Annotated in this window: 24 protein-coding genes, 1 pseudogene and 1 riboswitch; of the genes and pseudogenes, 19 read left to right on the top strand and 6 right to left on the bottom strand. The window is 40.5% G+C overall.

Translation table 11 applies throughout. The annotated features are described in order from the left end of the window. Positions 1–225: 225 nt before the first annotated feature. Entirely contained in the window at positions 226–2,088 is a 1,863-nt protein-coding gene (locus HNQ84_RS04970) for an LTA synthase family protein (RefSeq protein ID WP_435621369.1), read from the top strand. Positions 2,089–2,207: 119 nt separating this feature from the next. Further along, positions 2,208–3,077 (top strand): M14 family metallopeptidase, encoded by an 870-nt coding sequence (locus tag HNQ84_RS04965; RefSeq protein WP_435621368.1) that lies wholly within the window; start codon positions 2,208–2,210, stop codon positions 3,075–3,077. Positions 3,078–3,103: 26 nt separating this feature from the next. On the opposite strand, the gene HNQ84_RS04960 is transcribed toward HNQ84_RS04965, so the two are convergent. Further along, positions 3,104–3,289, bottom strand: a complete 186-nt coding sequence (locus HNQ84_RS04960; RefSeq protein WP_032100047.1) for a DUF2759 domain-containing protein — start codon at positions 3,287–3,289, stop codon at positions 3,104–3,106. A 132-nt stretch (positions 3,290–3,421) separates the two neighbouring features. Between HNQ84_RS04960 and HNQ84_RS04955 the strand changes: the two genes are divergently transcribed. Together HNQ84_RS04955 and HNQ84_RS04950 are read left to right on the top strand one after the other, a co-directional pair. After that, complete coding sequence (locus HNQ84_RS04955; RefSeq protein ID WP_435621367.1) at positions 3,422–4,054, top strand: MBL fold metallo-hydrolase; 633 nt, start codon at positions 3,422–3,424, stop codon at positions 4,052–4,054. A gap of 115 nt (positions 4,055–4,169) precedes the next feature. After that, positions 4,170–5,273: a class I SAM-dependent methyltransferase gene (locus HNQ84_RS04950; RefSeq protein ID WP_435621366.1), complete on the top strand. Its 1,104-nt coding sequence runs from the start codon at positions 4,170–4,172 to the stop codon at positions 5,271–5,273. Between the two features lie 30 nt (positions 5,274–5,303). Here HNQ84_RS04950 and HNQ84_RS04945 read toward each other — a convergent pair whose 3' ends face one another. Both HNQ84_RS04945 and HNQ84_RS04940 read right to left on the bottom strand, forming a co-directional pair. Continuing rightward, positions 5,304–5,546, bottom strand: coding sequence for a DUF2626 domain-containing protein (locus HNQ84_RS04945; protein WP_004889537.1), 243 nt, complete (start codon positions 5,544–5,546; stop codon positions 5,304–5,306). Between the two features lie 69 nt (positions 5,547–5,615). After that, the gene (locus tag HNQ84_RS04940) at positions 5,616–6,314 is read right to left on the bottom strand and encodes a helix-turn-helix transcriptional regulator (RefSeq protein ID WP_435621365.1); all 699 of its coding nucleotides are present in this window, start codon (positions 6,312–6,314) and stop codon (positions 5,616–5,618) included. Between the two features lie 189 nt (positions 6,315–6,503). On the opposite strand from HNQ84_RS04940, the gene HNQ84_RS04935 reads away from it, so the two are divergent. From HNQ84_RS04935 to HNQ84_RS04890, 10 genes are all read left to right on the top strand, one after another. Further along, positions 6,504–6,875 carry a Spx/MgsR family RNA polymerase-binding regulatory protein gene (locus HNQ84_RS04935; protein WP_183240824.1) on the top strand — a complete coding sequence of 124 codons (372 nt, stop codon included), beginning with the start codon at positions 6,504–6,506 and terminating at the stop codon, positions 6,873–6,875. A gap of 108 nt (positions 6,876–6,983) precedes the next feature. Then, a complete protein-coding gene (gene comGA / locus HNQ84_RS04930) occupies positions 6,984–8,054 on the top strand; it encodes a competence type IV pilus ATPase ComGA (RefSeq protein WP_435621364.1) in 1,071 nt (356 codons plus the stop codon). After that, positions 8,038–9,069, top strand: coding sequence for a competence type IV pilus assembly protein ComGB (comGB, locus tag HNQ84_RS04925; protein WP_435621363.1), 1,032 nt, complete (start codon positions 8,038–8,040; stop codon positions 9,067–9,069). Before comGA ends, comGB begins: the two co-directional genes overlap by 17 nt. Before the next feature lie 6 nt (positions 9,070–9,075). After that, positions 9,076–9,378: a competence type IV pilus major pilin ComGC gene (comGC, locus tag HNQ84_RS04920; RefSeq protein WP_167338095.1), complete on the top strand. Its 303-nt coding sequence runs from the start codon at positions 9,076–9,078 to the stop codon at positions 9,376–9,378. After that, on the top strand, positions 9,371–9,808 hold the full coding sequence (gene comGD / locus HNQ84_RS04915) for a competence type IV pilus minor pilin ComGD (protein ID WP_032100040.1): 438 nt from the start codon (positions 9,371–9,373) through the stop codon (positions 9,806–9,808). The genes comGC and comGD overlap by 8 nt, the downstream gene beginning before the upstream one ends. After that, on the top strand, positions 9,792–10,100 hold the full coding sequence (comGE, locus tag HNQ84_RS04910; protein WP_435621362.1) for a competence type IV pilus minor pilin ComGE: 309 nt from the start codon (positions 9,792–9,794) through the stop codon (positions 10,098–10,100). The genes comGD and comGE overlap by 17 nt, the downstream gene beginning before the upstream one ends. Next, positions 10,097–10,519: a competence type IV pilus minor pilin ComGF gene (comGF, locus tag HNQ84_RS04905; RefSeq protein ID WP_435621361.1), complete on the top strand. Its 423-nt coding sequence runs from the start codon at positions 10,097–10,099 to the stop codon at positions 10,517–10,519. The genes comGE and comGF overlap by 4 nt, the downstream gene beginning before the upstream one ends. Next, on the top strand, positions 10,491–10,907 hold the full coding sequence (gene comGG, locus HNQ84_RS04900) for a competence type IV pilus minor pilin ComGG (protein WP_435621360.1): 417 nt from the start codon (positions 10,491–10,493) through the stop codon (positions 10,905–10,907). Before comGF ends, comGG begins: the two co-directional genes overlap by 29 nt. Before the next feature lie 14 nt (positions 10,908–10,921). Next, positions 10,922–11,428: a shikimate kinase gene (locus HNQ84_RS04895; RefSeq protein WP_435621359.1), complete on the top strand. Its 507-nt coding sequence runs from the start codon at positions 10,922–10,924 to the stop codon at positions 11,426–11,428. Positions 11,429–11,454: 26 nt separating this feature from the next. After that, entirely contained in the window at positions 11,455–11,643 is a 189-nt protein-coding gene (locus tag HNQ84_RS04890) for a YqzE family protein (RefSeq protein ID WP_055440955.1), read from the top strand. Positions 11,644–11,657: 14 nt separating this feature from the next. Here HNQ84_RS04890 and HNQ84_RS04885 read toward each other — a convergent pair whose 3' ends face one another. Beyond that, positions 11,658–12,428 carry a YqhG family protein gene (locus HNQ84_RS04885; protein WP_435621358.1) on the bottom strand — a complete coding sequence of 257 codons (771 nt, stop codon included), beginning with the start codon at positions 12,426–12,428 and terminating at the stop codon, positions 11,658–11,660. Further along, the gene (locus HNQ84_RS04880) at positions 12,415–14,058 is read right to left on the bottom strand and encodes a DEAD/DEAH box helicase (RefSeq protein WP_435621357.1); all 1,644 of its coding nucleotides are present in this window, start codon (positions 14,056–14,058) and stop codon (positions 12,415–12,417) included. Before HNQ84_RS04880 ends, HNQ84_RS04885 begins: the two co-directional genes overlap by 14 nt. A gap of 186 nt (positions 14,059–14,244) precedes the next feature. Continuing rightward, positions 14,245–14,333: riboswitch (glycine riboswitch) on the top strand. 143 nt (positions 14,334–14,476) lie between these two features. On the opposite strand from HNQ84_RS04880, the gene gcvT reads away from it, so the two are divergent. From gcvT to gcvPB, 3 genes are read left to right on the top strand one after another with little or no spacing between them, the layout of a single operon-like run. Continuing rightward, positions 14,477–15,571: a glycine cleavage system aminomethyltransferase GcvT gene (gcvT, locus tag HNQ84_RS04875; RefSeq protein ID WP_183240802.1), complete on the top strand. Its 1,095-nt coding sequence runs from the start codon at positions 14,477–14,479 to the stop codon at positions 15,569–15,571. Between the two features lie 17 nt (positions 15,572–15,588). Beyond that, the gene (gene gcvPA / locus HNQ84_RS04870; RefSeq protein ID WP_435621356.1) at positions 15,589–16,935 is read left to right on the top strand and encodes an aminomethyl-transferring glycine dehydrogenase subunit GcvPA; all 1,347 of its coding nucleotides are present in this window, start codon (positions 15,589–15,591) and stop codon (positions 16,933–16,935) included. Beyond that, the gene (gcvPB, locus tag HNQ84_RS04865) at positions 16,928–18,382 is read left to right on the top strand and encodes an aminomethyl-transferring glycine dehydrogenase subunit GcvPB (protein WP_435621355.1); all 1,455 of its coding nucleotides are present in this window, start codon (positions 16,928–16,930) and stop codon (positions 18,380–18,382) included. The genes gcvPA and gcvPB overlap by 8 nt, the downstream gene beginning before the upstream one ends. A gap of 30 nt (positions 18,383–18,412) precedes the next feature. On the opposite strand, the gene HNQ84_RS04860 is transcribed toward gcvPB, so the two are convergent. Next, on the bottom strand, positions 18,413–18,784 hold the full coding sequence (locus HNQ84_RS04860; protein ID WP_183240797.1) for a rhodanese-like domain-containing protein: 372 nt from the start codon (positions 18,782–18,784) through the stop codon (positions 18,413–18,415). Positions 18,785–18,910: 126 nt separating this feature from the next. On the opposite strand from HNQ84_RS04860, the gene HNQ84_RS04855 reads away from it, so the two are divergent. Both HNQ84_RS04855 and HNQ84_RS04850 read left to right on the top strand, forming a co-directional pair. After that, positions 18,911–19,747 carry a lipoate--protein ligase family protein gene (locus tag HNQ84_RS04855; protein WP_435621354.1) on the top strand — a complete coding sequence of 279 codons (837 nt, stop codon included), beginning with the start codon at positions 18,911–18,913 and terminating at the stop codon, positions 19,745–19,747. Positions 19,748–19,906: 159 nt separating this feature from the next. Continuing rightward, positions 19,907–21,859: pseudogene (locus HNQ84_RS04850) on the top strand (vitamin B12-dependent ribonucleotide reductase); the annotation flags it as partial. Positions 21,860–21,870 lie beyond the last annotated feature (11 nt).

Genomic DNA, 21,870 nt, shown 5'->3' with positions numbered 1-21,870 from the left:
TCGGAAAAAAACGTCTTGCCTTTTTGTAAGAAAAGGTGTAAAACAGTCATATGTGGATGCGCGACTTGTCTATTATATTGTTTATAGTTTAAGATAACAGTTGCTTTTTTGTTAAGAAAGTATTAATATTGTCATTGGTTAAGATAAAAAAATGTAAAAAAACGGATGTACCTCACACAGCATAGAATAAACATCGGATGTGGATGGATTAAAGGAGGGAGACATATGAAAAAATACCGTTTCATTCTTTTTGCGGTATTACTTTTATGGATGAAGACATATTTAGTGTATAAAAATAGTTTTGATATAAAAATTGAGTCATGGAAGCAGGAGTTTATTTTATTCATTAGTCCATTAAGCTTCCTGTTATTTATTTTTGGGCTTGCTTTGTTTATGAGCGAGAAAAGACGCAATCGCTATATTGTCATTACGAGTTTCATTATTTCTTTTGTTTTGTATGCGAACGTGATGTTTTATCGCTTTTTTAGTGACTTTATCACCATTCCTGTGCTGTTCCAAACGAACAACATGGGGGATTTAGGAAATAGCGTATTTGAACTGATGAACGTTTCTGACATTTTCTTTTTCCTTGATGTTGCGTTGCTTGCTTGGATGGCGTATAAAAAAGTATCTATTGCACAATATGTGCCAGCGACAAAACGTTTTCGTCGCACGTATTTTCTTGCGACATTGGCCATTGCTCTATTTAACCTAGGATTAGCGGAAACAGAGCGTCCAGAGCTGTTAACGCGCACGTTTGACCGTGAAATGTTAATTAAAAACTTAGGTATATACAACTATCACGTATATGATATTATTTTGCAGTCGCGTTCAAAAGCGCAACGTGCATTAGCGGATAGTAGTGAATTAGCGGATATTCAAAACTACATTAATGCAAACGAGAAAGCACCGAATAAACAATTGTTCGGTATTGCAAAAGGTCGCAATGTAATCATCGTTTCGATGGAGTCGTTACAAAGCTTCGTCATTAATAATACGGTGAATGGACAAGAAATCACGCCGTTTTTAAATGACTTTATTAAACAAAGTTATTATTTTGATAACTTTTACCATCAAACAGGACAAGGAAAAACATCAGATGCGGAGTTTATTATTGAAAACTCATTGTATCCTCTTGGTCGTGGTGCAGTCTTTTTCACACACGCGACAAATGAGTACAACGCCACGCCAGAAATATTGAAAAACTATGGGTACTATTCAGCGGTGTTCCATGCGAACAATAAAAGTTTTTGGAACCGTGACGTGATGTACCAATCAATGAAATACGATCGTTTCTTCTCGATGACAGACTATAACATTACAGAAGAAAATTCAGTTGGTTGGGGTTTAAAAGACATTCCGTTTTTTGAGCAATCTGTACAACATTTAAAAACGTTACCACAGCCATTTTATACAAAGTTTATTACATTAACGAACCACTTCCCATTTGAATTAGGGGAAGAGGATAAAATGGTTCCAGAGTATACATCAAATAGCCGGACGTTAAACCGTTATTTCCCGACGGTTCGATATATGGATGAGGCGTTAAAAGTATTTATTGAGCAGCTCAAAAAAGAAGGATTGTATGAAAACTCGATCATCATTCTTTATGGAGACCATTATGGTATTTCTGAAAACCATAATAAAGCGATGGCTCAATATTTAGGTAAGGATGAAATTACACCATTTGACCACGTTCAATTACAACGTGTTCCATTGATCATTCATATCCCGGGTGTAACAGATAAACATCCGAAAGTGATTTCAAAAGTGTCTGGGCAAATTGATGTCAAGCCAACACTGCTTCACTTGCTTGGTATTGATACACGCAATCAAATTCATTTTGGTGAGGATTTATTTTCAAAAGATAAGCTTGACTTTGTCGTTCTTCGTGACGGTAGCTTCGTAACGAAAGACTACGTATACACAAAAAACGCATGTTACGATAAGAAAACAGGAACAGAAGTCGATGGATCTTACTGTGAACCGTACATGGAAAAGGCGCGCCAGGAGCTTGATTACTCTGACAAAATTGTATACGGAGACTTGTTGCGCTTCTACAATAAACAACAGGAAAATAAACGATAAGCTAGCTCTGACGACAGGGCTAGCTTTTTTTATGCAAAGGGTTCGTGAAATCCCTTGACGGAGAATATACATACAGACAAATTCATCATTCATACAATGAAGTAAGGGAGGAGAGAGAAATGTACGATTTTTCGACATTGATGCATGATATTGATCAATTGCAACATCATTCGCTCGTTCGCATACATGAAATCGGAAGAAGTGTATTAAACAAACCGCTTGTGGAATTACAAATTGGTGAAGGTGAAACATATGTGCATATGAATGCATCTTTCCACGCGAACGAATGGATTACTTCCGCAGTTGTGATGGCGCTTGTTCGTGACTATGTGCAAGCCTTACAGAACAAGCAGCATCTTCTTGGCTATGATGTACAACGATTATATGAAAAAACAACTTTATCCGTTGTTCCGATGGTAAATCCAGATGGAGTAGATCTTGTGTTACATGGAAAAAAAGCGGCACAACATTATGAAGATGAAGTGGTGCGCATAAATGGGGGAAGTGAAGATTTTTCACAATGGAAAGCGAATATTCGAGGGGTTGATTTAAACAATCAATTTCCTGTAAAGTGGGAAGTAGAGAAAGAAAGGAAAATTCCGAAAGCACCTGCACCGCGTGATTTTCCTGGTTTTTTTTCGCTAACTGAACCCGAAGTGCAAGCGATGGTAGCATTGACAAAAGAACGGAATTTTTTTAAAGTGCTCGCATTTCATACGCAAGGAAAAGAAATTTATTGGGGATATGAACAATGTGAACCACCTGAAGCGGAAGAAGAAGTAAATGAATTTGCGAAATGGAGTGGTTATGTACCAGTTCGGTATATTGACAGCCATGCTGGATATCGTGATTGGTTTATTTTCAATTGGAAGCGATGTGGGTATACGATTGAACTTGGTGAAGGGGTAAATCCGCTCCCTTTTTCTCAATTTCCTTCTATTTACAACGAAAGCATCGGTATTTTTATTACTGCCCTTGCCCGTACGTAAAAAGACGCCAATACGTTGGCGTCTTTTTAATGGGCAACTGGATATCCGTGATGAATAACAGTCATAATTGTAAACCAACCGAATACAGCAATTGTTCCTATGCCGAACAATACGCCGAGGAAATTTTTTTCGCGCAACGAACGGACTACGCCGTAAGCTGCAAGCAACGTGACTAACGTAAAGATCACAACTAAAATAATCCCTGTTGGCATAACTTCCCCTCCTTATGTATACCGATTATTCCTTTTCCATTGTAATCGTTTTTGTTACGTTTGTCGAGGTGCAAAACGTATGTTGTTCGTGTACAATAAAGATAGAATATATGTGGAAAGCGAGGAAATGTGATGAGGTGGGAACGAATTCCTTTAGGACCGTTGCAAACAAACGCGTATGTGCTTGTCCATGAAAATGGGACATGTTTAATTTTTGATCCGGGTAGTGAAGGGGAAAAGCTTATTCAGCATATTGAAGCAAACAGTTGGACGCCACTAGCTGTTTTGCTTACACATGCTCATTTTGATCATATTGGGGCAGTTGATGATGTAAGAAATCGTTGGTCTATTCCTGTGTATGTACATAAAAAAGAACAACATTGGCTAACTGATCCAATGAAAAACGGGTCTTTATTATTTATGGGGGAAGCGATTACTACAAACGATGCTGACGTGTTGTTTGAAGGAGAGGACATGTTGACGATTGGTCCTTTTTGTATTCAAGTGCTTGAAACACCAGGGCATTCGCCGGGCAGTGTGTCATACTATATCGAAGACGCCCAAGTAATCGTATCGGGGGATGTACTATTTTCAGGAAGCATAGGTCGTACGGATTTACCTGGAGGAAGTTACGAACAATTGCTACAAAGTATACATCGCAAGCTTCTCGTTCTTCCTGAAGAAACAGTTGTTTTATGTGGGCATGGCTCTGAAACAACGATAGGAGCGGAGATGGATACGAATCCATTTTTAAACGGGTTTTAAGCAAAAAAAATTCCCTTCTCTATACAGAGAAGGGGGTTTGGGGGATGTTTTATTTCCTATAATGGGAGGGGATATAGTTAAGCTACTAAATTAACAATATAACAAATTTAACACTATGTCAATAGTGAAAAAGGGTGCGAATAAAAAAATGTTAGAAAAAATGAGAAATAAACGTTTATCGTATGCACAATATATGGAATTGGCATTGTATGATGAACAGTATGGATATTATATGAGAAGAAAAGAAAAAATTGGACGTGAAGGAGATTTTATTACAACGAGCAACGTAGGACATATCGTTGGGCATGTATTCGCGAATGTGTTTATTCGTTTCATAGAAACATATGATGTTCCGCCGCTTATATGTGAAATCGGCGGAGGGACAGGTCGATTTGCTTATGCTGTTTTAGAACAATGGAAACGTCAATCGCCACAAACGTTTTCACAAGGACAATATATAATTGTTGAAACGAGTCCATATCATCGAGAAAAGCAAGCGGAAATACTCGCTCCGTTTATGGATCACGTACGTATCATCTCTAGTTTGACTGAACTTTCTTCTCCTTTTTCTGGTATTGTATGTAGTAACGAATTATTTGATGCTTTTCCTGTTCATGTCATTGAGAAACGAAACGGTCAAATATATGAATGTTTCGTTGTAGTAGAAGACGATCAGCTTGTTGAACAACGTTATGTACTTGAAAACGAGGAGATCATTCACTATTTAGAAGAGCGGGACATTCAGCTCGTTGATGGTCAACGATTTGAAATTCCGTTAGCGATGAAAAAATTTATTTTTCAGCTTGATCAAGCGCTTGAGCAGGCGATTATTTTTACGGTCGATTATGGATATACAGATGAAGAATGGAAACATCCGGAACGAAAACAAGGCAGTTTGCGTGGTTATTATCGTCATCAGTTTATTGACAATCCGCTTCGTTATCCAGGGGAGATGGATATCACTACACATATTCAATGGGATGCGTTACGGTTTTACGGAGAACAAGCAGGATGGACATTTACTCATTTATGGCGTCAAGATGAATTTTTATTGGAGGCGGGCATCTTGAATCATTTGATCGCTCATCATGATCCGAATCCGTTTTCCGAACAACATCGCCACAATCGCGCCATTCGCTCGCTAGTGATGAGTGATATCGGCAGAGCGTTTCAAGTAATGGTGCAACAAAAGAATATGAATATTCCTATTTTTACATAAAAAAGCGATGAGGTATGCTCATCGCTTTTCTTATTCGCCCATGCCAGGAACCATCATAAATGTTGTCCAGTACGTAAATCCGGCAAAAAAGACCGTTAAGTACGCACCGAAAATGTAAATGTACATTCTTTCTGTTAATTTTAAGTAGCTTAACAAAAGAAAGAATCCTGTTTGGCCGAGGAACAATAATGACGTTGTATGCATATGGCCAAGATAGAACATGACAGCAAAAATCCCTGTCCAAAATGACAAGACGCGGAACATACGATCCATATGTATCCCTCCTTTTCTGACCGTTTCCCTTACTTATTATAATGTAATTGAAATGGTTGTGTAAACGTTCTATTTTTTAAGAATGGCTTGATACGTGCACGAATTACATCCTGACGGCATAATTTCTTCTGTCACAAGTTCAGCGTTTGTAAATAATACTTCTAGCATTCCTTTTAAAAAGGCATTATGCATATAGCAAACGGAGTCTGGATGTGTAAAAGCAAGTTCTTTAAATGGGCAGTTGAAAATTTCAAAGTAAATTTTCCCTTGATTTTCACTGTAATGGAATGTCGGATAAAATCCAGCGGCTTCGGCTGCTTTTTGTAAAATGTTCATTTTTTCTTCCACGCTTAACTGCTCAAGTGATTGCATCGATTGCACGTGCTGTTGTACAAGTTCTTGTCCGAATAGCTTCCCTGTTTCATACAATGCTTGTTTTCCTGCATCTCCGAGTTTCATCATCGCCTGAATAGCGATTTTTGATAATAATTGGTAATCCCGAAACGGAAAGTGAAGCTGTATGACATCGTCGGATAGACGGTATAATCGGCTCGGTCTTCCACCTTTTCCTGTTTTTTTCGTTTCGGATACAAGCATATTTACATCTTCTAGCTTCGTTAAATGGAGACGAGCAACGTTTGGATGAATATGAAAAGCATCAGCAATTTCTTGAACGGTTACTTCTTGATGTTTTCTAGCGATATACTGATAAATGTCGTAACGAGTCGGATCAGCAAGGACGCTTGTAATTTTTAGTACTTGGTCCATTATGTCTCACTCCTATATGTTCATTCATTTACATTATAATACATGTATTTTCACAATGGAAATGCATATATACAACTTTATTCCTATCTTTTTGCAACGTTCACAAAGTTTTAAAACAAATTACTGTACAAAAATTAAACAAAAGTTATACAATATGTATAACATAGGTGAAGAAAGGAGTGTGTGGTTATGCTTACTGTATATATGTATCCGAGTTGCACATCGTGTCGAAAAACAAAAAAGTGGTTATGTACAAACAATATTGAATTTCATGAGCGTCATTTATTTCGTGAAACACCGACGCGCGAAGAACTATTACATTTGTTATCGCTAACAACGGAAGGAATCGATGAAATTTTAGCTACCCGCAGCCAGTCATTTAAGCAACTTGGTGAAAATGTTGAAGAGTGGCCTTTATCAAAGGTCGTTGAGTTGCTTGTGAAAGAACCTCGTCTTCTTCGTCGTCCGATCGTCACCGATGGCAAACGGCTCGTTGTCGGCTATAATCCGTCAGCGTTAAAAAACATCGCAAAAAAATATCGGCGTATTTGTGTCTCGTAACGTTCACCCTATGGGTGAATATTTTTTTTGAATTTTTTACGAAAGAAGAAGGAATTTGACGAAAAATGTTGAATAATGAAGGCGAAAAATAAAGAAAGGAGGATGGCATTGCAAACAATCGAGCAGTTGGCGGATCGACTAATTGAAGACGCTTACATTCTTCAAGCTTCTGACATTCATATCGTTCCGCGTAAGCAAGATGCGCTTATTCAATTTCGATTAGGAGGGATGCTCGTTACAAAACATGTGTTATCAAAACAGACGTGTGAACGTTTGCTTGCACACTTTAAATTTCTGGCTGATATGGATATTGGTGAACGTCGCCGCCCACAAAGCGGAGCGATGGAAATGAACGTTGCCCACACCACTGTACATCTTCGTTTGTCAACATTGCCTACCATTTATGACGAAAGTTTAGTCATTCGCTTGCTTCCGTTACACTCATTTCTTCCGCTCAACCAACTCGCGCTATTTCCTTCAACAGTAAAAAAGTTGCTCGCGTTATTAAATTATTCCCATGGGCTTATTATTTTCACAGGGCCAACAGGATCTGGTAAAACGACGACGTTATACAGTTTGTTAAATGTATGTCGCCATCATTTTCAACGAAATGTCATTACATTAGAAGATCCGGTTGAAAAGCGAGCGGAAGACGTGTTGCAAGTACAAGTTAATGAAAAAGCTGGGATTACGTATGCTGCAGGGTTAAAAGCAATTTTGCGACACGATCCAGATGTGATTATGGTAGGGGAAATTCGTGATGCTGAAACTGCACGAATTGCTGTGCGTGCTGCATTAACGGGACATCTTGTCTTGACGACGATGCATACGAAAGATGCTGTTGGAGCCATTTATCGTCTTCTTGAGTTTGGTGTACCATTTCAAGAGATGGCGCAAACGCTAGTCGCTGTGACAGCCCAACGTCTTGTGCAACTGAAATGTCCGTTCTGTGTAGGAGAATGCTCGTCTTTTTGCCGACAGTATCGACCTGTTCGCCGAGTCGGTGTTTATGAATTACTATACGGAAGTGAACTGGCGCAAGCGATGCGAGCAGCAAAAGGAGAGCAAGCGACATACGTGTACACTCGGCTAAAAGATGTCATGAAAAAAGGGATTGCGCTCGGTTTTTTACATGAGAGTGTTATTGAAAGTTGGTTGTTAGATGAAGCGACGTTGTAATTGGTCGTTACAAGAGCAAAGTTCGTTTTTCATTCAATTAGGGAAATTGCTTAGTAAAGGATATTCGCTTGCTCAAGCCATTGAGTTTTTACAAATTCAACAATCTGCAGCAAAACAAAAAGATTTAGATGATTGTATGCATGCATTGCGAGCTGGTGTGCCCATTCATGAAGCTTTTTCACGCATGCAATTTCATTCTCATCTTTTAGGATATGTGTTTTTTGCTGAACAACACGGTCAACTTGCTCACGGATTTATTGAGGCCGGGGAAATCGGACAAATGAGAGCACGTTACGTCGAGCAAGTGAAGCGGATGTTACGCTACCCGTTGTTTCTCTTTAGTTTTTGTATGGCAATGTTTTTCATATTTCAGCAAGTGTTAGCTCCGCAGTTTTCCCATCTTCTTTCTTCGTTTCATGCTCGCTCTGCTTTTTCTACCTTCATTTTTTCTGTTGCTGTATGGCTTCCTCGTATATTTTCTATTGTGTTCACGATGCTCATTTTGTTCGGATTGTTTTACTTTTTTTTCATTCGTTCATGGCCTATTCATAAAAAAATGAATACGCTTATGAAAATTCCACTCGTGCGCTCATGGGTCGTTTCCTTCCATACACAAGTATTTTCGTTGCAATTAAGTCATTTGTTAAAAGGAGGGTTATCTATTTATGAGGCGCTGCAAATTTTTGAACACCAATCCCACCTCCCGCTACTGAAAGAGGAAGCGAAAATCATGAAACAGCAGTTATGTGCAGGCGAAAAGTTGGATGAAATCGTTCAGCAACGGAAGTATTACGAACAAGAACTACCTTTCGTCATTCGTCACGGTCAGTCGAATGGGGAATTAGTTCAAGAATTATTTCATTACAGCCAGTTTTCATTGCAAAAACTTGAAAACCGTCTGAAAAAAATTGTATATATCATTCAACCACTGTTGCTTAGTTTTATTGGTATTTTCGTTGTTCTTATGTATATGGCTATGCTGTGGCCTATTTTTCAATTGTTAAATCACATATGATGGGGGATGCATATGCGAAATGAGAAAGGATTTACATTAATCGAGATGTTAATTGTGTTAATGGTGATCACGATTTTAATTTTAATTACAATCCCAAATGTGACAAAACATAACAGCATGATTAACAATAAAGGATGTTCAGCGTTTATCAAAATGGTTCAGTCTCAGGTGAAAGCATATGAAATGGAGCATGGAACGATCCCGACTGTACAACAGTTAGTAGATGGAAAATATATTGAAAGCAATCGTTGTCCGAACGGAAAAACGATCGTCATTACGAATGAAGGGAACGTTTTAGAGAGTGAATGAACGAGGATTTACGCTCGTAGAAATGTTAATCGTTCTTTTTATTGTGACAACTATTACGATTTTTACCGTTCCACCACTTCAACAAGTGTTAGCTGAACGACAACTACAATATTTTTTAGAACAGTTTAGTAACGATATGTTATATGCGCAACAGTATGCCATCAGTCGGAAAAAGACGGTAGCTATTATGTTTTATTTTGATACGTGTCGCTATCAAGTAAGAGAAGGAGGGACGTTTGGAAAGGAACTGATCGCTCGTTCCTTTCCATCTCCTTTCCAGTTTCAAATGGCTACACTATCTCCACCGTTGTTTTATTATCCAAATGGTAATATCAACAAGGCTGGAACGTTGCTTATCGCATACGGTGGGAAAAAATATAAAATAGTTTTTCAATTAGGGAAAGGGAGATTGTATGTCCAAAAATTGTAACGGCTTTACATTTTTTGAACTGCTCGTCTCACTTAGTTTATGGAGTGGTTTAATCGCCGTCATCGTTGCTCATTGGACGGTGATTTTAATAGAAAGAGAAAACAAAAAAGTAGAAACGATCGCCAATCAAATGTTATATGAGGCAATGATGAACGAGCGCGTTGAAAACGAAACGGTCATTGTACGAGGTGCACACACATTTTCATTATTTATACGTTCAAATAAGCGATGTGTTCGCTGGGAAGATAGGTTGAAACGAACAAAAGAAAGATGTGAGACATTGTTGCAATGATGCAAAAAGAAAAAGGATTTACGTTAGTTGAAGTACTCATGTCGCTTACTGTTTTCTTTATCATTTTATTTTTATTGACCACATCGTTCCATTTAGCTTCGAATTATACTGTAAAGCATGGAAACTTTCACTATTTTGAATGGCTTGTTTTTATTCAACAAGCAAAAATTGAGCTAAGGGAATCGAAGGACGTTCGTATATACGGAACGACGATTCAATTCGATAAATGGACAGGTGAGCGTGTGACGTACGAAAAATATGGAACGATCATTCGGCGGCGTGTGAATGCTACCGGCCATGAAATCATGCTTCAATCTATTCAACAAGTATCGTATGAACAAGAACAAACAGGCATTCGTATTCGTGTATTAACGGATAAAGGAGAATTATATGAAGCGTTTATCCCATTTTTTCGTTAACATAAAAAATGAACAAGGCGTTATTTTTCCGTTCACCATTATGTGTGCATTATTGATTAGCGCTCTTTTTCTTCATTCTGTTACATTGTACGATGCAGAAATACAGTTTTTTGAAGAGGAAGAGAAATGGTATGAAGCGGATTATTTAATGAAACAAACGCTCATGTATGTGAAACAAGCGCTTGTCAACGCACCAGAAAACGTGTCATCATTAAGCCAAACAATTTTATTTGTTCATGGACAAGCAGCGTATCACGCAACACGAATCGGATCTACGATGTGGTCTGTAACCGTATCATGCGTAACGAGTAGACAATTTCGTTATGACGTTCAATTTCAGTATCATTCCTTAACGAACAGCATATCGGCATGGAAAGAACTGTACTAGAGAGGAGAGAGAACATGAAAGCGATTTACTTAACAGGATTTATGGGGGCAGGAAAGACGACAATTGGAAAACGATTAGGAGAAGTATTACAGCTACCTGTGATCGATACGGATGCATATATTGAACAACAAGTCGGAAAAACGATAGCGGCCATTTTTGCAGAAGAGGGGGAAGAGGCGTTTCGTGCGTATGAGCGGGAAGTATTAAAGAAGCTCCCAACGGAACATATCGTCATCACAACAGGTGGTGGAATTGTTATTCAAGAAGAAAATCGGCAATTTATGCGCAAGCATGGAATCGTCATTTATTTACATTGTGAGCTCCATGAATTGTTTCGTCGCTTAATGGGTGACACAACCCGACCTTTACTGATGGAAAATAAAAAAAGTCAAATGAAACAGCTATTTGAACAGAGGCTTCCGTGGTATCATGAAGCCCATATAACAATTGATACAACAAATCGTACGGTTAATGACATCGTAGAAACCATCGTGTCGTTGCTTAAATCGTCCCGTTTTTGACGATACTAGTATCGAGGTGATGAACGATGGCAGGAAACGACTATGTGAAATTTATGACCGAACAAGTTGTGAAATATTTAGACCAACCGAAAGACGAACGGAAAAAACAAAGGCAACAAAAAAAGGAGTTTAAAAAACAACAAAAGCAACCGTTTTTATATCGTTGGTTCGGTGTCATTCCTTATGCGATTATCCTTTTATTTAAGCGAAAATAAGGCTTGTGTTAGCCTTATTTCGCTTGCAAATAAAACAATCCACCATTGATGACTGACATATGAATTCTCGGTTCATATCTTTGGCGCAATGCTTCTTTTTCTTTTTCATACTCCTCTTGTTTTTCTTCGATGCCCTCGTAAAAATGTTTCAGTAATGCTAATTCTTCTTCCCAACGAGTTCGTGCCTCATCCGCCCAATGATGCGTTTCAGATGCGACCAGACGTTCAACAAAGGCTTCGAGTCGCGCCAGTCCGCTGAGCGGTTTAATGAGCGGAGAAATGGTAAAGCAATAATCAGGTACTGTTGCTGTCCATTGCTTCTCTTTTAACATGCTGTAAAATGATTCAACAATCGTTCCACTAATGAGATGAATGCCTAATGATAGTAGGCGATCTTGTTTCCGATCGCACTCATATGAAAGCAGTATGTTCGTATGAAGCCATGGATGAAGAGCGACTGATCGTTCGGATACTTGTTCATACAGGCGAATGAATCGCCCGTTCATTTTAGCAATCGAAAAAATTTGGTGAAGCCGTGGTGAACCAAAATGAATATATTCTCCTTCTTTCGTAGCTGATGGTTTCGTAATAAGTGATAATTGCAATGGTTCGCCTACGGCACCGATGCGTTCCATGTAATGCCAATAAAATGGACGATTCATTAATTGTTTATCCATTGCGGCGGTGAGTTGAACGCGTATATGTCCGTCGCTGCGTTCTAAAATATGGCAATGGGTAGCTGTAAAAAAACGTTCGAGAAAAGATTGGATATCATGTTGCTGCATGAGCACTATCCTCCATGTTTGTAAAAATCTCCACAAAATTTTGCATTTTAATTTTTAATTCCCCTTCGCTTTTGGACTGAGCAATTATGCGTTCTAAATGGCTTGAAAATGTGGGGGATTGTAGATTCATTAAAATATCATCCAGTTCACCGACGACCCGTTCAAACAGACGAATTTTTTCATACAGTAACGTAAATATATGTTCTTCGACCGTATTGCGCACGACAAAATTATAAATGTGGACATCTTTCGTTTGTCCGAGACGATGAACGCGTCCGATTCGCTGTTCTAGACGCATAGGATTCCAAGGCAAATCGTAGTTAATGACGTGATTGCAAAATTGTAAGTTAATCCCTTCCCCCCCTGCTTCTGTGGCAATCAACACTTGTGCGCGATGTTGAAATAGTTCTTTCATCCAATCTTTTTTGCTTCTTTTAAATCCGCCGCGGAACGGTACGGAAGAGATGCCATGCTGTTTAAAAAACCATTGCAAATATAACTGTGTGGCACGATATTCTGTAAATACAATAACTTTATCGTTTATTGTTTGAATGAGCTCTAACGCTTTTTTCGCTTTTGTATGTTCGGTGATGTCATTCATTATTTGTAACAATGCACCAATTGTTGCTTCAATATGAGGTTGGCGTTCAAGCATATTTTTTAACGTGCAAAAAAGAGCCTCTTTGCTGCTACATATTTCACGTAATAACGTCATATGTGACAGCGATGTATCTAACAAAGGAGATTTGAGCTGTCGAATTTTTTCATATACATTTCGCTCAGCTTCCGAAAAATCAATGAAAATCGTTTGAACGTGTCGATTTGTCCATTCAATTCCTGTATCGTGGCGACGATGACGAATCATCACTTTGCGAATGAGCTCTTTTAAATGGGCATCATCGTGTAATGTGCGCAATTTTCCATATCTCCTTTGAAATTGTTCGGCATTTCCTAAATGTCCCGGTTTCAGTAGAGAAACGAGATGAAAAATTTCTTCGACACGATTTTGAATTGGCGTTGCTGTTAACAATAAACAAAACTTCTTTTTCAGCCCTTGAACAAATTCATAATTTTTCGTTTTATTGTTTTTCAACTTGTGTGCTTCATCAATAATAACGATGTCGTATGCTTGGCTATAAATGATGTCCCGATGTGGTTGTTTTTTCGCGGTATCTATCGATGAAACGACAACATCGCACTGCTCCCACACGTAACTTTTCTTTTGGGCAACAGCAGGAATAAAAAATTTTTCATTTAATTCTTGCACCCATTGTGAAACGAGAGAAGCTGGAACGAGAATAAGCGCTTTTTTCACGAGTCCACGAATCATATATTCTTTTAAAATCAATCCCGCTTCAATCGTTTTTCCTAGCCCGACTTCATCAGCTAAAATGGCTTTTCCATTCATTTGTTCGATCACTTGACGGGCAACGTCGTATTGATGAGGTAAAATAGTGATATGTGGCAAATGTTTTGGCGCTTGTAACCCATCAAATTGAGGGATGGTTAACGCTTTCGTTGCTTCAAGCGCTAATTCATACAGCTCCCAGTTTGACCACGGACCGTCACGTTCGATACGTGTGGCAAATTCATCCTTCCAACTTCTCTCCCAATGCATTGTGACGTTCATAAAGTATCCCTCATTTTCCGAACATTTTTAGTTAAAACGAAATGAATTTACGTATTTTATTTATAAAAAGGTATTGCGACAAATGGGAAGTTATAAGATAATAAAAAACGTAAGAAAGTTTGTAAAATTGTTTCATTATATGTTTACATGTAGTGTGGCACAAGAACGACAATTGTATACGGGCGGATGAGAACAAGGGGAGAGACTACGAGATGTAGCGCCGAAGGAGCAAGTGGCAACACGAATCTCTCAGGCAAAAGAACTCTTGTTTGACGCGGCTCTGGAGAGCGTTCACAGACGTGAACCACCCACGAGGACACCTATGCAATATAGGGAAACTTTCAGGTGAAAGGACAGAGACTACCATATGACAATATGGGAGTCGTCTGTCTTTTTTTATGAACAAGGAGGGAAGCATATGTTACAAAGAACGCCGCTATTTCCTCTGTATGCAGAGTACGGCGCAAAAACGATTGATTTCGGCGGTTGGGAGTTGCCTGTGCAATTTTCTAGCATCAAAGAAGAACATGAAGCTGTACGGACGCGCGCAGGATTGTTTGATGTGTCCCATATGGGTGAGTTTGAGATCAAAGGAAAAGATAGTCTTGCTTTTTTACAAAAAATGATGACAAACGATGTCGCCAAATTAACAGATGGTCGCGCTCAATATACGCTCATGTGTTACGAAGATGGCGGAACAATTGATGATTTGTTAATTTATAAAAAAGCAGACGACCATTATTTGCTTGTCGTAAATGCTGCAAATATTGAAAAGGATTTTGCTTGGCTATGTGAGCATGTCGTCGGTGATGTCGAGCTAGTCAATGTGTCAAACGATATCGCACAACTAGCACTGCAAGGACCACTTGCGGAAAAAGTGTTACAGTCATTGACAACCATCGATTTATCCGCAATCAAATTTTTTGCTTTTGTCGATCACGTGGATGTCGCTGGAGTTCAAGCGCTCGTGTCGCGGACAGGATATACAGGAGAAGACGGATTCGAGTTATATTGTCGTGCAGAAGATGCTCAAAAGCTTTGGCGGGCAATTTTAGAGGCAGGAAAAGAAGATGGAGTGCTTCCGTGCGGGCTTGGTGCGCGCGATACACTTCGTTTTGAAGCATGCTTGCCGCTTTACGGGCAAGAGTTGTCCAAAGACATTACGCCAATCGAAGCAGGGCTTGCATTTGCGGTCAAAACGAATAAAGATGTCGACTTTTTCGGAAAAGAAGTGTTGAGAAAACAAAAAGAAGAAGGAGCGCCACGGAAGCTTGTCGGAATTGAAATGATCGACAAGGGCATTCCACGTCACGGATATGCCGTATATCGAAACGATGAGCAAGTTGGAGTTGTCACGACCGGGACACAATCACCGACGCTCAAAAAGAATATTGGATTGGCGCTTATTTCTACTGCGTTTTCGGTACTTGATACAGAAGTAGAAGTAGATGTTCGTGGGAAGCGATTAAAAGCGAAAGTGGTGGCAACACCGTTTTATAAGCGCACAAAATAATGTGAGGAGAGAGAGTCATGCTTCATCGTTATTTGCCAATGACGGAAGAAGATAAGCAACAAATGTTACAAACGATCGGGGTACAATCGATTGACGAACTATTTGCCGATATTCCCGAAAGCGTTCGTTTTCAAGGGGAGTACAACATTAAACGAGCAAAATCAGAACCGGAGTTAATGAAAGAGTTGATGGCACTAGCGGCAAAAAATGCGGATATGAAGACACACACGTCGTTTTTAGGAGCGGGGGTGTACGATCATTACATTCCGACGATCGTTGACCATGTCATTTCACGCTCGGAATTTTATACTGCATATACACCGTATCAACCGGAAATTTCGCAAGGAGAACTGCAAGCTATTTTCGAATTTCAAACGATGATTTGTGAATTAACAGGCATGGATGTGGCGAATTCATCGATGTATGACGGTGGAACAGCGCTAGCAGAAGCAGCGTTGTTAAGCGCAGCGCATACGAAAAAGAAAAAGGTGCTATTATCAAATGCGGTGCATCCCGAATATCGCGACGTGGTGAAAACGTACGCAAAAGGTCCCGGGCTTGAAATCGTAGAAATCCCGTATAAAAACGGCGTGACGGATGTTGATGCATTGCAAAAAGAGATGGATGAACATGTCGCATGCGTCATTGTGCAATATCCAAACTTTTTCGGACAAATCGAGCCGCTAAAAGAGATTGAGCCAATTGCTCATGCGCATAAAGGAATGTTCGTTGTCGCAAGCAATCCGCTCGCGTTAGGGGTATTAACACCGCCAGGACAGTGTGGTGCAGATATCGTTGTTGGTGACGCTCAACCATTTGGTATTCCAATGCAATTTGGCGGTCCGCATTGTGGTTATTTTGCGGTCAAATCGGCACTTATGCGTAAAATTCCAGGACGTCTTGTCGGACAAACGACGGACGAAGAAGGCCGCCGTGGCTTCGTCTTGACATTACAGGCGCGCGAGCAACACATTCGCCGTGACAAAGCGACATCAAATATTTGCTCCAACCAAGCGTTAAACGCCCTTGCTGCATCGGTCGCAATGACAGCGCTCGGCAAAAATGGCGTAAGAGAAATGGCAACGATGAATATTCAAAAAGCACACTATGCAAAAGAGGCGTTTGTCAACAACGGTTTTCATGTCGTATTTACAGGTCCGTTTTTCAACGAGTTTGTCGTTCGTATGAACAAACCGGTAGCGGAAGTAAATAAAAAGTTACTAGAAAAAGAAATCATTGGCGGATACGATCTCGGGTGTGATTATCCAGAACTACAAAACTGTATGTTAATTGCGGTGACGGAATTACGCACGAAAGAAGAAATCGACACGCTTGTGAAAGAATTGGGGGATTGTCATGCATAAAGACCAACCACTTATTTTTGAATTAAGCAAGCCGGGGCGAATCGGATATAGTTTGCCGGAATTAGACGTGCCAGCTATCGATGTTGCACAAGTCATCCCAACCGACTACATTCGAAAAGAAGCGCCAGAACTCCCAGAAGTGTCGGAGCTTGACATTATGCGCCATTATACAGCGCTATCGAAGCGCAATCACGGGGTCGATTCGGGCTTCTATCCGCTTGGATCTTGCACAATGAAATACAATCCGAAAATAAACGAAAACGTTGCTCGTTTTGCTGGATTTGCCCACATTCATCCATTTCAGCCAGAAGAAACGGTGCAAGGGGCGCTTGAATTAATGTATGACTTACAAGAGCATTTAAAAGAAATTACCGGCATGGATGCAGTGACGTTACAGCCAGCCGCTGGTGCGCATGGGGAATGGACAGGGCTCATGATGATTCGCGCCTATCATGAAGCGAATGGCGACTACAATCGAACGAAAGTGATCGTTCCAGATACAGCGCATGGAACAAACCCAGCGTCGGCAACGGTGGCAGGTTTTGAGACGGTGACGGTGAAATCGACAGAAGAAGGGCTTGTCGATTTAGACGATTTACGCCGCGTCGTCGGTCCAGATACGGCAGCGCTTATGCTTACAAACCCAAATACGCTCGGTCTTTTTGAAGAAAACATTCTAGAAATGGCAGAAATCGTACATCATGCAGGCGGAAAGCTGTACTATGACGGCGCGAATTTAAATGCGGTGTTAAGTAAAGCACGCCCTGGCGATATGGGCTTTGACGTCGTTCATTTAAATCTTCATAAAACGTTTACTGGTCCGCACGGTGGCGGTGGCCCTGGTTCAGGTCCTGTCGGCGTGAAGGCGGATCTCATTCCGTTTTTACCGAAGCCGACGGTAGAAAAGGGAGAAAACGGTTACTATTTCGACTATGACAGACCGCAAGCGATCGGGCGTGTCAAGCCGTTTTATGGCAACTTCGGCATTAATGTTCGCGCGTACACGTATATTCGTTCGATGGGTCCAGATGGCTTAAAAGCAGTGACAGAATATGCAGTACTAAATGCTAACTACATGATGCGTCGCTTAGCGGAATATTACGACTTACCATACAACCGTCATTGTAAACATGAATTTGTGTTATCAGGAAAGCGACAAAAGAAATTAGGAGTGCGTACGCTCGATATTGCAAAGCGTCTACTTGATTTCGGCTACCATCCGCCAACGATCTACTTCCCATTAATCGTTGAAGAATGTATGATGATCGAGCCGACGGAAACCGAGTCAAAAGAAACGCTCGATGCGTTCATTGACGCGATGATTCAAATTGCGAAAGAAGCGGAGGAAACGCCGGAAATCGTTCAAGAAGCGCCGCATACAACGGTCGTGAGACGCTTAGATGAAACGACGGCTGCTCGCAAACCGATTTTACGTTATCAAAAATAAACAGGGTGCCAGGCGTTTTTGCTTGGCACCTTATTTTTTCTTCACTTTCCCTGTCCACATTTTAAATCCGCCTTTTAAGTGGTATAAGTCTCGATAGCCGTTGCGATACAACATTTGTGCAGCGCGACCGCTACGTATTCCGCTTTGGCAATATAAGTAAATCGGTTGATCTTTGCGCAACTCTTTCATGCGCAAACGTAATTGTGAAAGCGGGATGTTACGTGCTCCTAAAATGTGACCAGCAGCGTATTCATCTGGTTCGCGAACATCGATGAGCTGTGCTTTGCGATAGCCTGCACGGAACTCTTCTTCCGTCAACGTTTGAACGACTCGTTTCTGGTAAAAGTATGTAATGACCGCGTACACAATAATTGCCCCGAGAATAATAAGAGCTATTGTCATGGTGTCCCTCCTTTTTTCATCGTTGCCATGTCTATTATATAAATGTTTTAGGCAAGAAGCAAAGCATTTTCCATTGACTTATTGTGTTTGCTACACTATAAAATGATAGAGGAAAGGGTGGGGTAGATGGAAAAAGAAGTATGGCGTTTTATTGACTCAGGCAATTGTTCCCCAGCGTTTAATATGGCGCTTGATGAAGCGTTGTTAGAATGGCATAGCGAAGGAAAAATTCCGCCAACCATTCGTTTCTATGGTTGGAATCCACCAACGCTTTCGATTGGTTATTTTCAAAAAGTCGAAAAAGAAATTGATATGGAAGCGGTCAAAAAGTATGGTCTTGGTTTTGTGAGACGTCCAACCGGTGGACGCGGTGTGCTTCATGATCAAGAGTTGACGTATAGCGTTATCGTGTCTGAATCGCATCCAGCTATGCCTCAAACGGTGACGGAAGCGTATCGCGTCATTTCGCAAGGCATTTTAGAAGGATTTCGCTTTCTCGGGCTTGATGCGTATTTTGCAGTGCCAAAAACAGAAGAAGAAAAAGCAGATTTGAAAAATCCGCGCTCCGCTGTTTGTTTTGATGCACCGTCTTGGTATGAGCTCGTTGTCGAAGGAAGAAAAGTGGCAGGAAGCGCCCAAACGCGACAAAAAGGAGTCATTTTACAACATGGCTCGATTTTATTAGACTTAGATGAAGAGATGCTTTTTCGTTTATTTAAGTATCCGAACGAACGAGTAAAAGAGCGGTTACGACAAAATTTTAAAAATAAGGCGGTCGCAATAAATGAATTAACCGATCGAAAAGTGACGATCGATGAGGCGAAAGAAGCGTTTTTCAAAGGATTTGAAAAAGGTTTAAACATTCAACTTGAACGATATGAATTAACAGACGATGAGCTTTTTTACGTTCAGCAGCTAGCGAAAAACAAATACGAAACGGATGAATGGAATTTCAAAAGATAAATTTTTCTCTTGACAAATAAAAAATGCTTGACTTAATTATCAATATGTAGTATGTGTTTTTAAAAAAATCATACTACATATTGATTTTTTTATTGATTCTTGTTGTCGATATATGGTAGTTTAATGTAGTAAGATTATGTTGGTAGAGGAGAGGTAAAAATGACGGTTGCGTTTTCTGAAAAAATGACGGTGAATGTGGACAAACTAAATGAAGACATTCGCCTGTTTCCACAAGTGCACCCGATTACTTCTGAGATGCACATTACATATAAGGGTGTGTCGCGTTTAGTGATGCTTGATCGCTATTCGTTTAAAGATACGGAAAAGTTGACGTTAAGCGTCGGAGATTTTGTCGTTTTAACCGTAAAGGAAGATCCGAAGTTTCCAGCGCGTGGACTTGGATTTATCGTTGAGTTGGACTGGGAAAATAAAAAAGCACACGTGCTTGTTGAAGAAGAATATCGTCATGTGTTGGAAGGAGAGGAAGCGAAAACAGGCATTGTTGTTCGTTCCCTCGATGTCATTGAAAAGCCACTTGAAATTTTTTATGAGCAAATTGCAAAGCGGAACGCAACCGGACTAGCCGCTGTGGAGCAAACAGAAGAAAAACGACAAGAGTGGTTTGAAAAGTTTTATGAACAGCTCGTCAGCCTAAATTTTGTGCCAGCTGGACGCGTATTGTACGGGGCAGGTTCTGGGACAGAAGTGACGTACTTTAACTGTTACGTCATGCCGTTTGTGAAAGACTCTCGCGAGGGCATTTCCGAACATCGCAAACAAGTGATGGAAATTATGAGCCGCGGTGGCGGTGTCGGAACGAACGGTTCTACCCTTCGCCCACGCAATACACTCGCGCGCGGAGTGAACGGAAAATCGTCCGGTTCAGTGTCATGGCTAGACGACATTGCAAAACTGACCCATCTTGTCGAACAAGGTGGTTCGCGCCGTGGCGCTCAAATGATTATGCTAGCCGATTGGCATCCGGACATTATTGAATTCATTATTTCCAAAATGCAAAATCCGCGCATTTTGCGCTATTTGCTGGAAAATACAGAAGATGAAGGCATTCAAAAAGCAGCGAAAGAGAAATTAAAGTTTACCCCGCTCACCGAGCAAGAACGTGCGATGTATCAAGGGATTGTCAATTACAAAAACATCCCAGGTTACGGCGGTTTCACGGAAAAAATAATTCAAGAGGCAGAAGAAAAGTTGCGAACAGGTGGCACGTATAGTGTGCACAACCCAGACTTTTTAACAGGGGCGAACATTTCTGTTTGCTTAACGAAAGAGTTTATGCAGGCAGTAGAAAACGATGAAGAATACGAATTGCGCTTCCCAGATGTTGAAACGTACTCGGAAGAAGAAATGCGCATCTACAACGAAAAATGGCATGAAGTTGGAGATGTGCGCGAATGGGAGAAAATGGGCTATCGCGTTCGTGTTTATCGAAAAATTCGTGCGCGCGAGCTATGGAAGCTCATTAACATTTGCGCAACGTATTCCGCAGAACCAGGCATTTTCTTTATCGACAACGCCAACGACATGACGAATGCCAGAGCGTACGGACAAAAAGTAGTCGCAACAAATCCGTGTGGAGAACAACCACTCGCACCTTATTCTGTGTGCAATTTAGCTGCGATTAATTTGGCGAATATGGTCGATAAAGAAAAGAAAGTTGTCGATTATGAAAAATTAAAGCGGACGGTTGAAGTCGGTGTCCGCATGCAAGATAACGTTATTGATGCAACCCCATACTTCCTTGAGGAAAATAAAAAGCAAGCGCTTGGGGAGCGCCGCGTCGGTCTTGGCGTCATGGGACTAGCGGATTTGCTTATTTATTGCGAAAAAGAGTACGGTTCGGAGGAAGGAAATCAGTTAGTGGACGAGCTGTTTCAAACGATCGCGACAACAGCGTATCGTGCGTCGATTGAGCTTGCAAAAGAAAAGGGAAGCTTTCCGTTTTTAGTTGGCGAAACGGAAGAAGAAACGATGAAATTGCGTGAAGCGTTTATTCACACCGGTTATATGAAAAAAATGCCGGACGATATTCGACAAGATATTTTAACATACGGCATTCGCAACTCGCATTTGCTGACCGTGGCTCCGACGGGTAAGTAGTTGCC

This window comes from Anoxybacillus eryuanensis, assembly GCF_051200995.1.
GTDB lineage: Bacteria > Bacillota > Bacilli > Bacillales > Anoxybacillaceae > Anoxybacillus > Anoxybacillus tengchongensis.
Note: the sequence above shows the minus strand (reverse complement) of the source record. Positions and strands in the feature narration are given on the sequence as shown.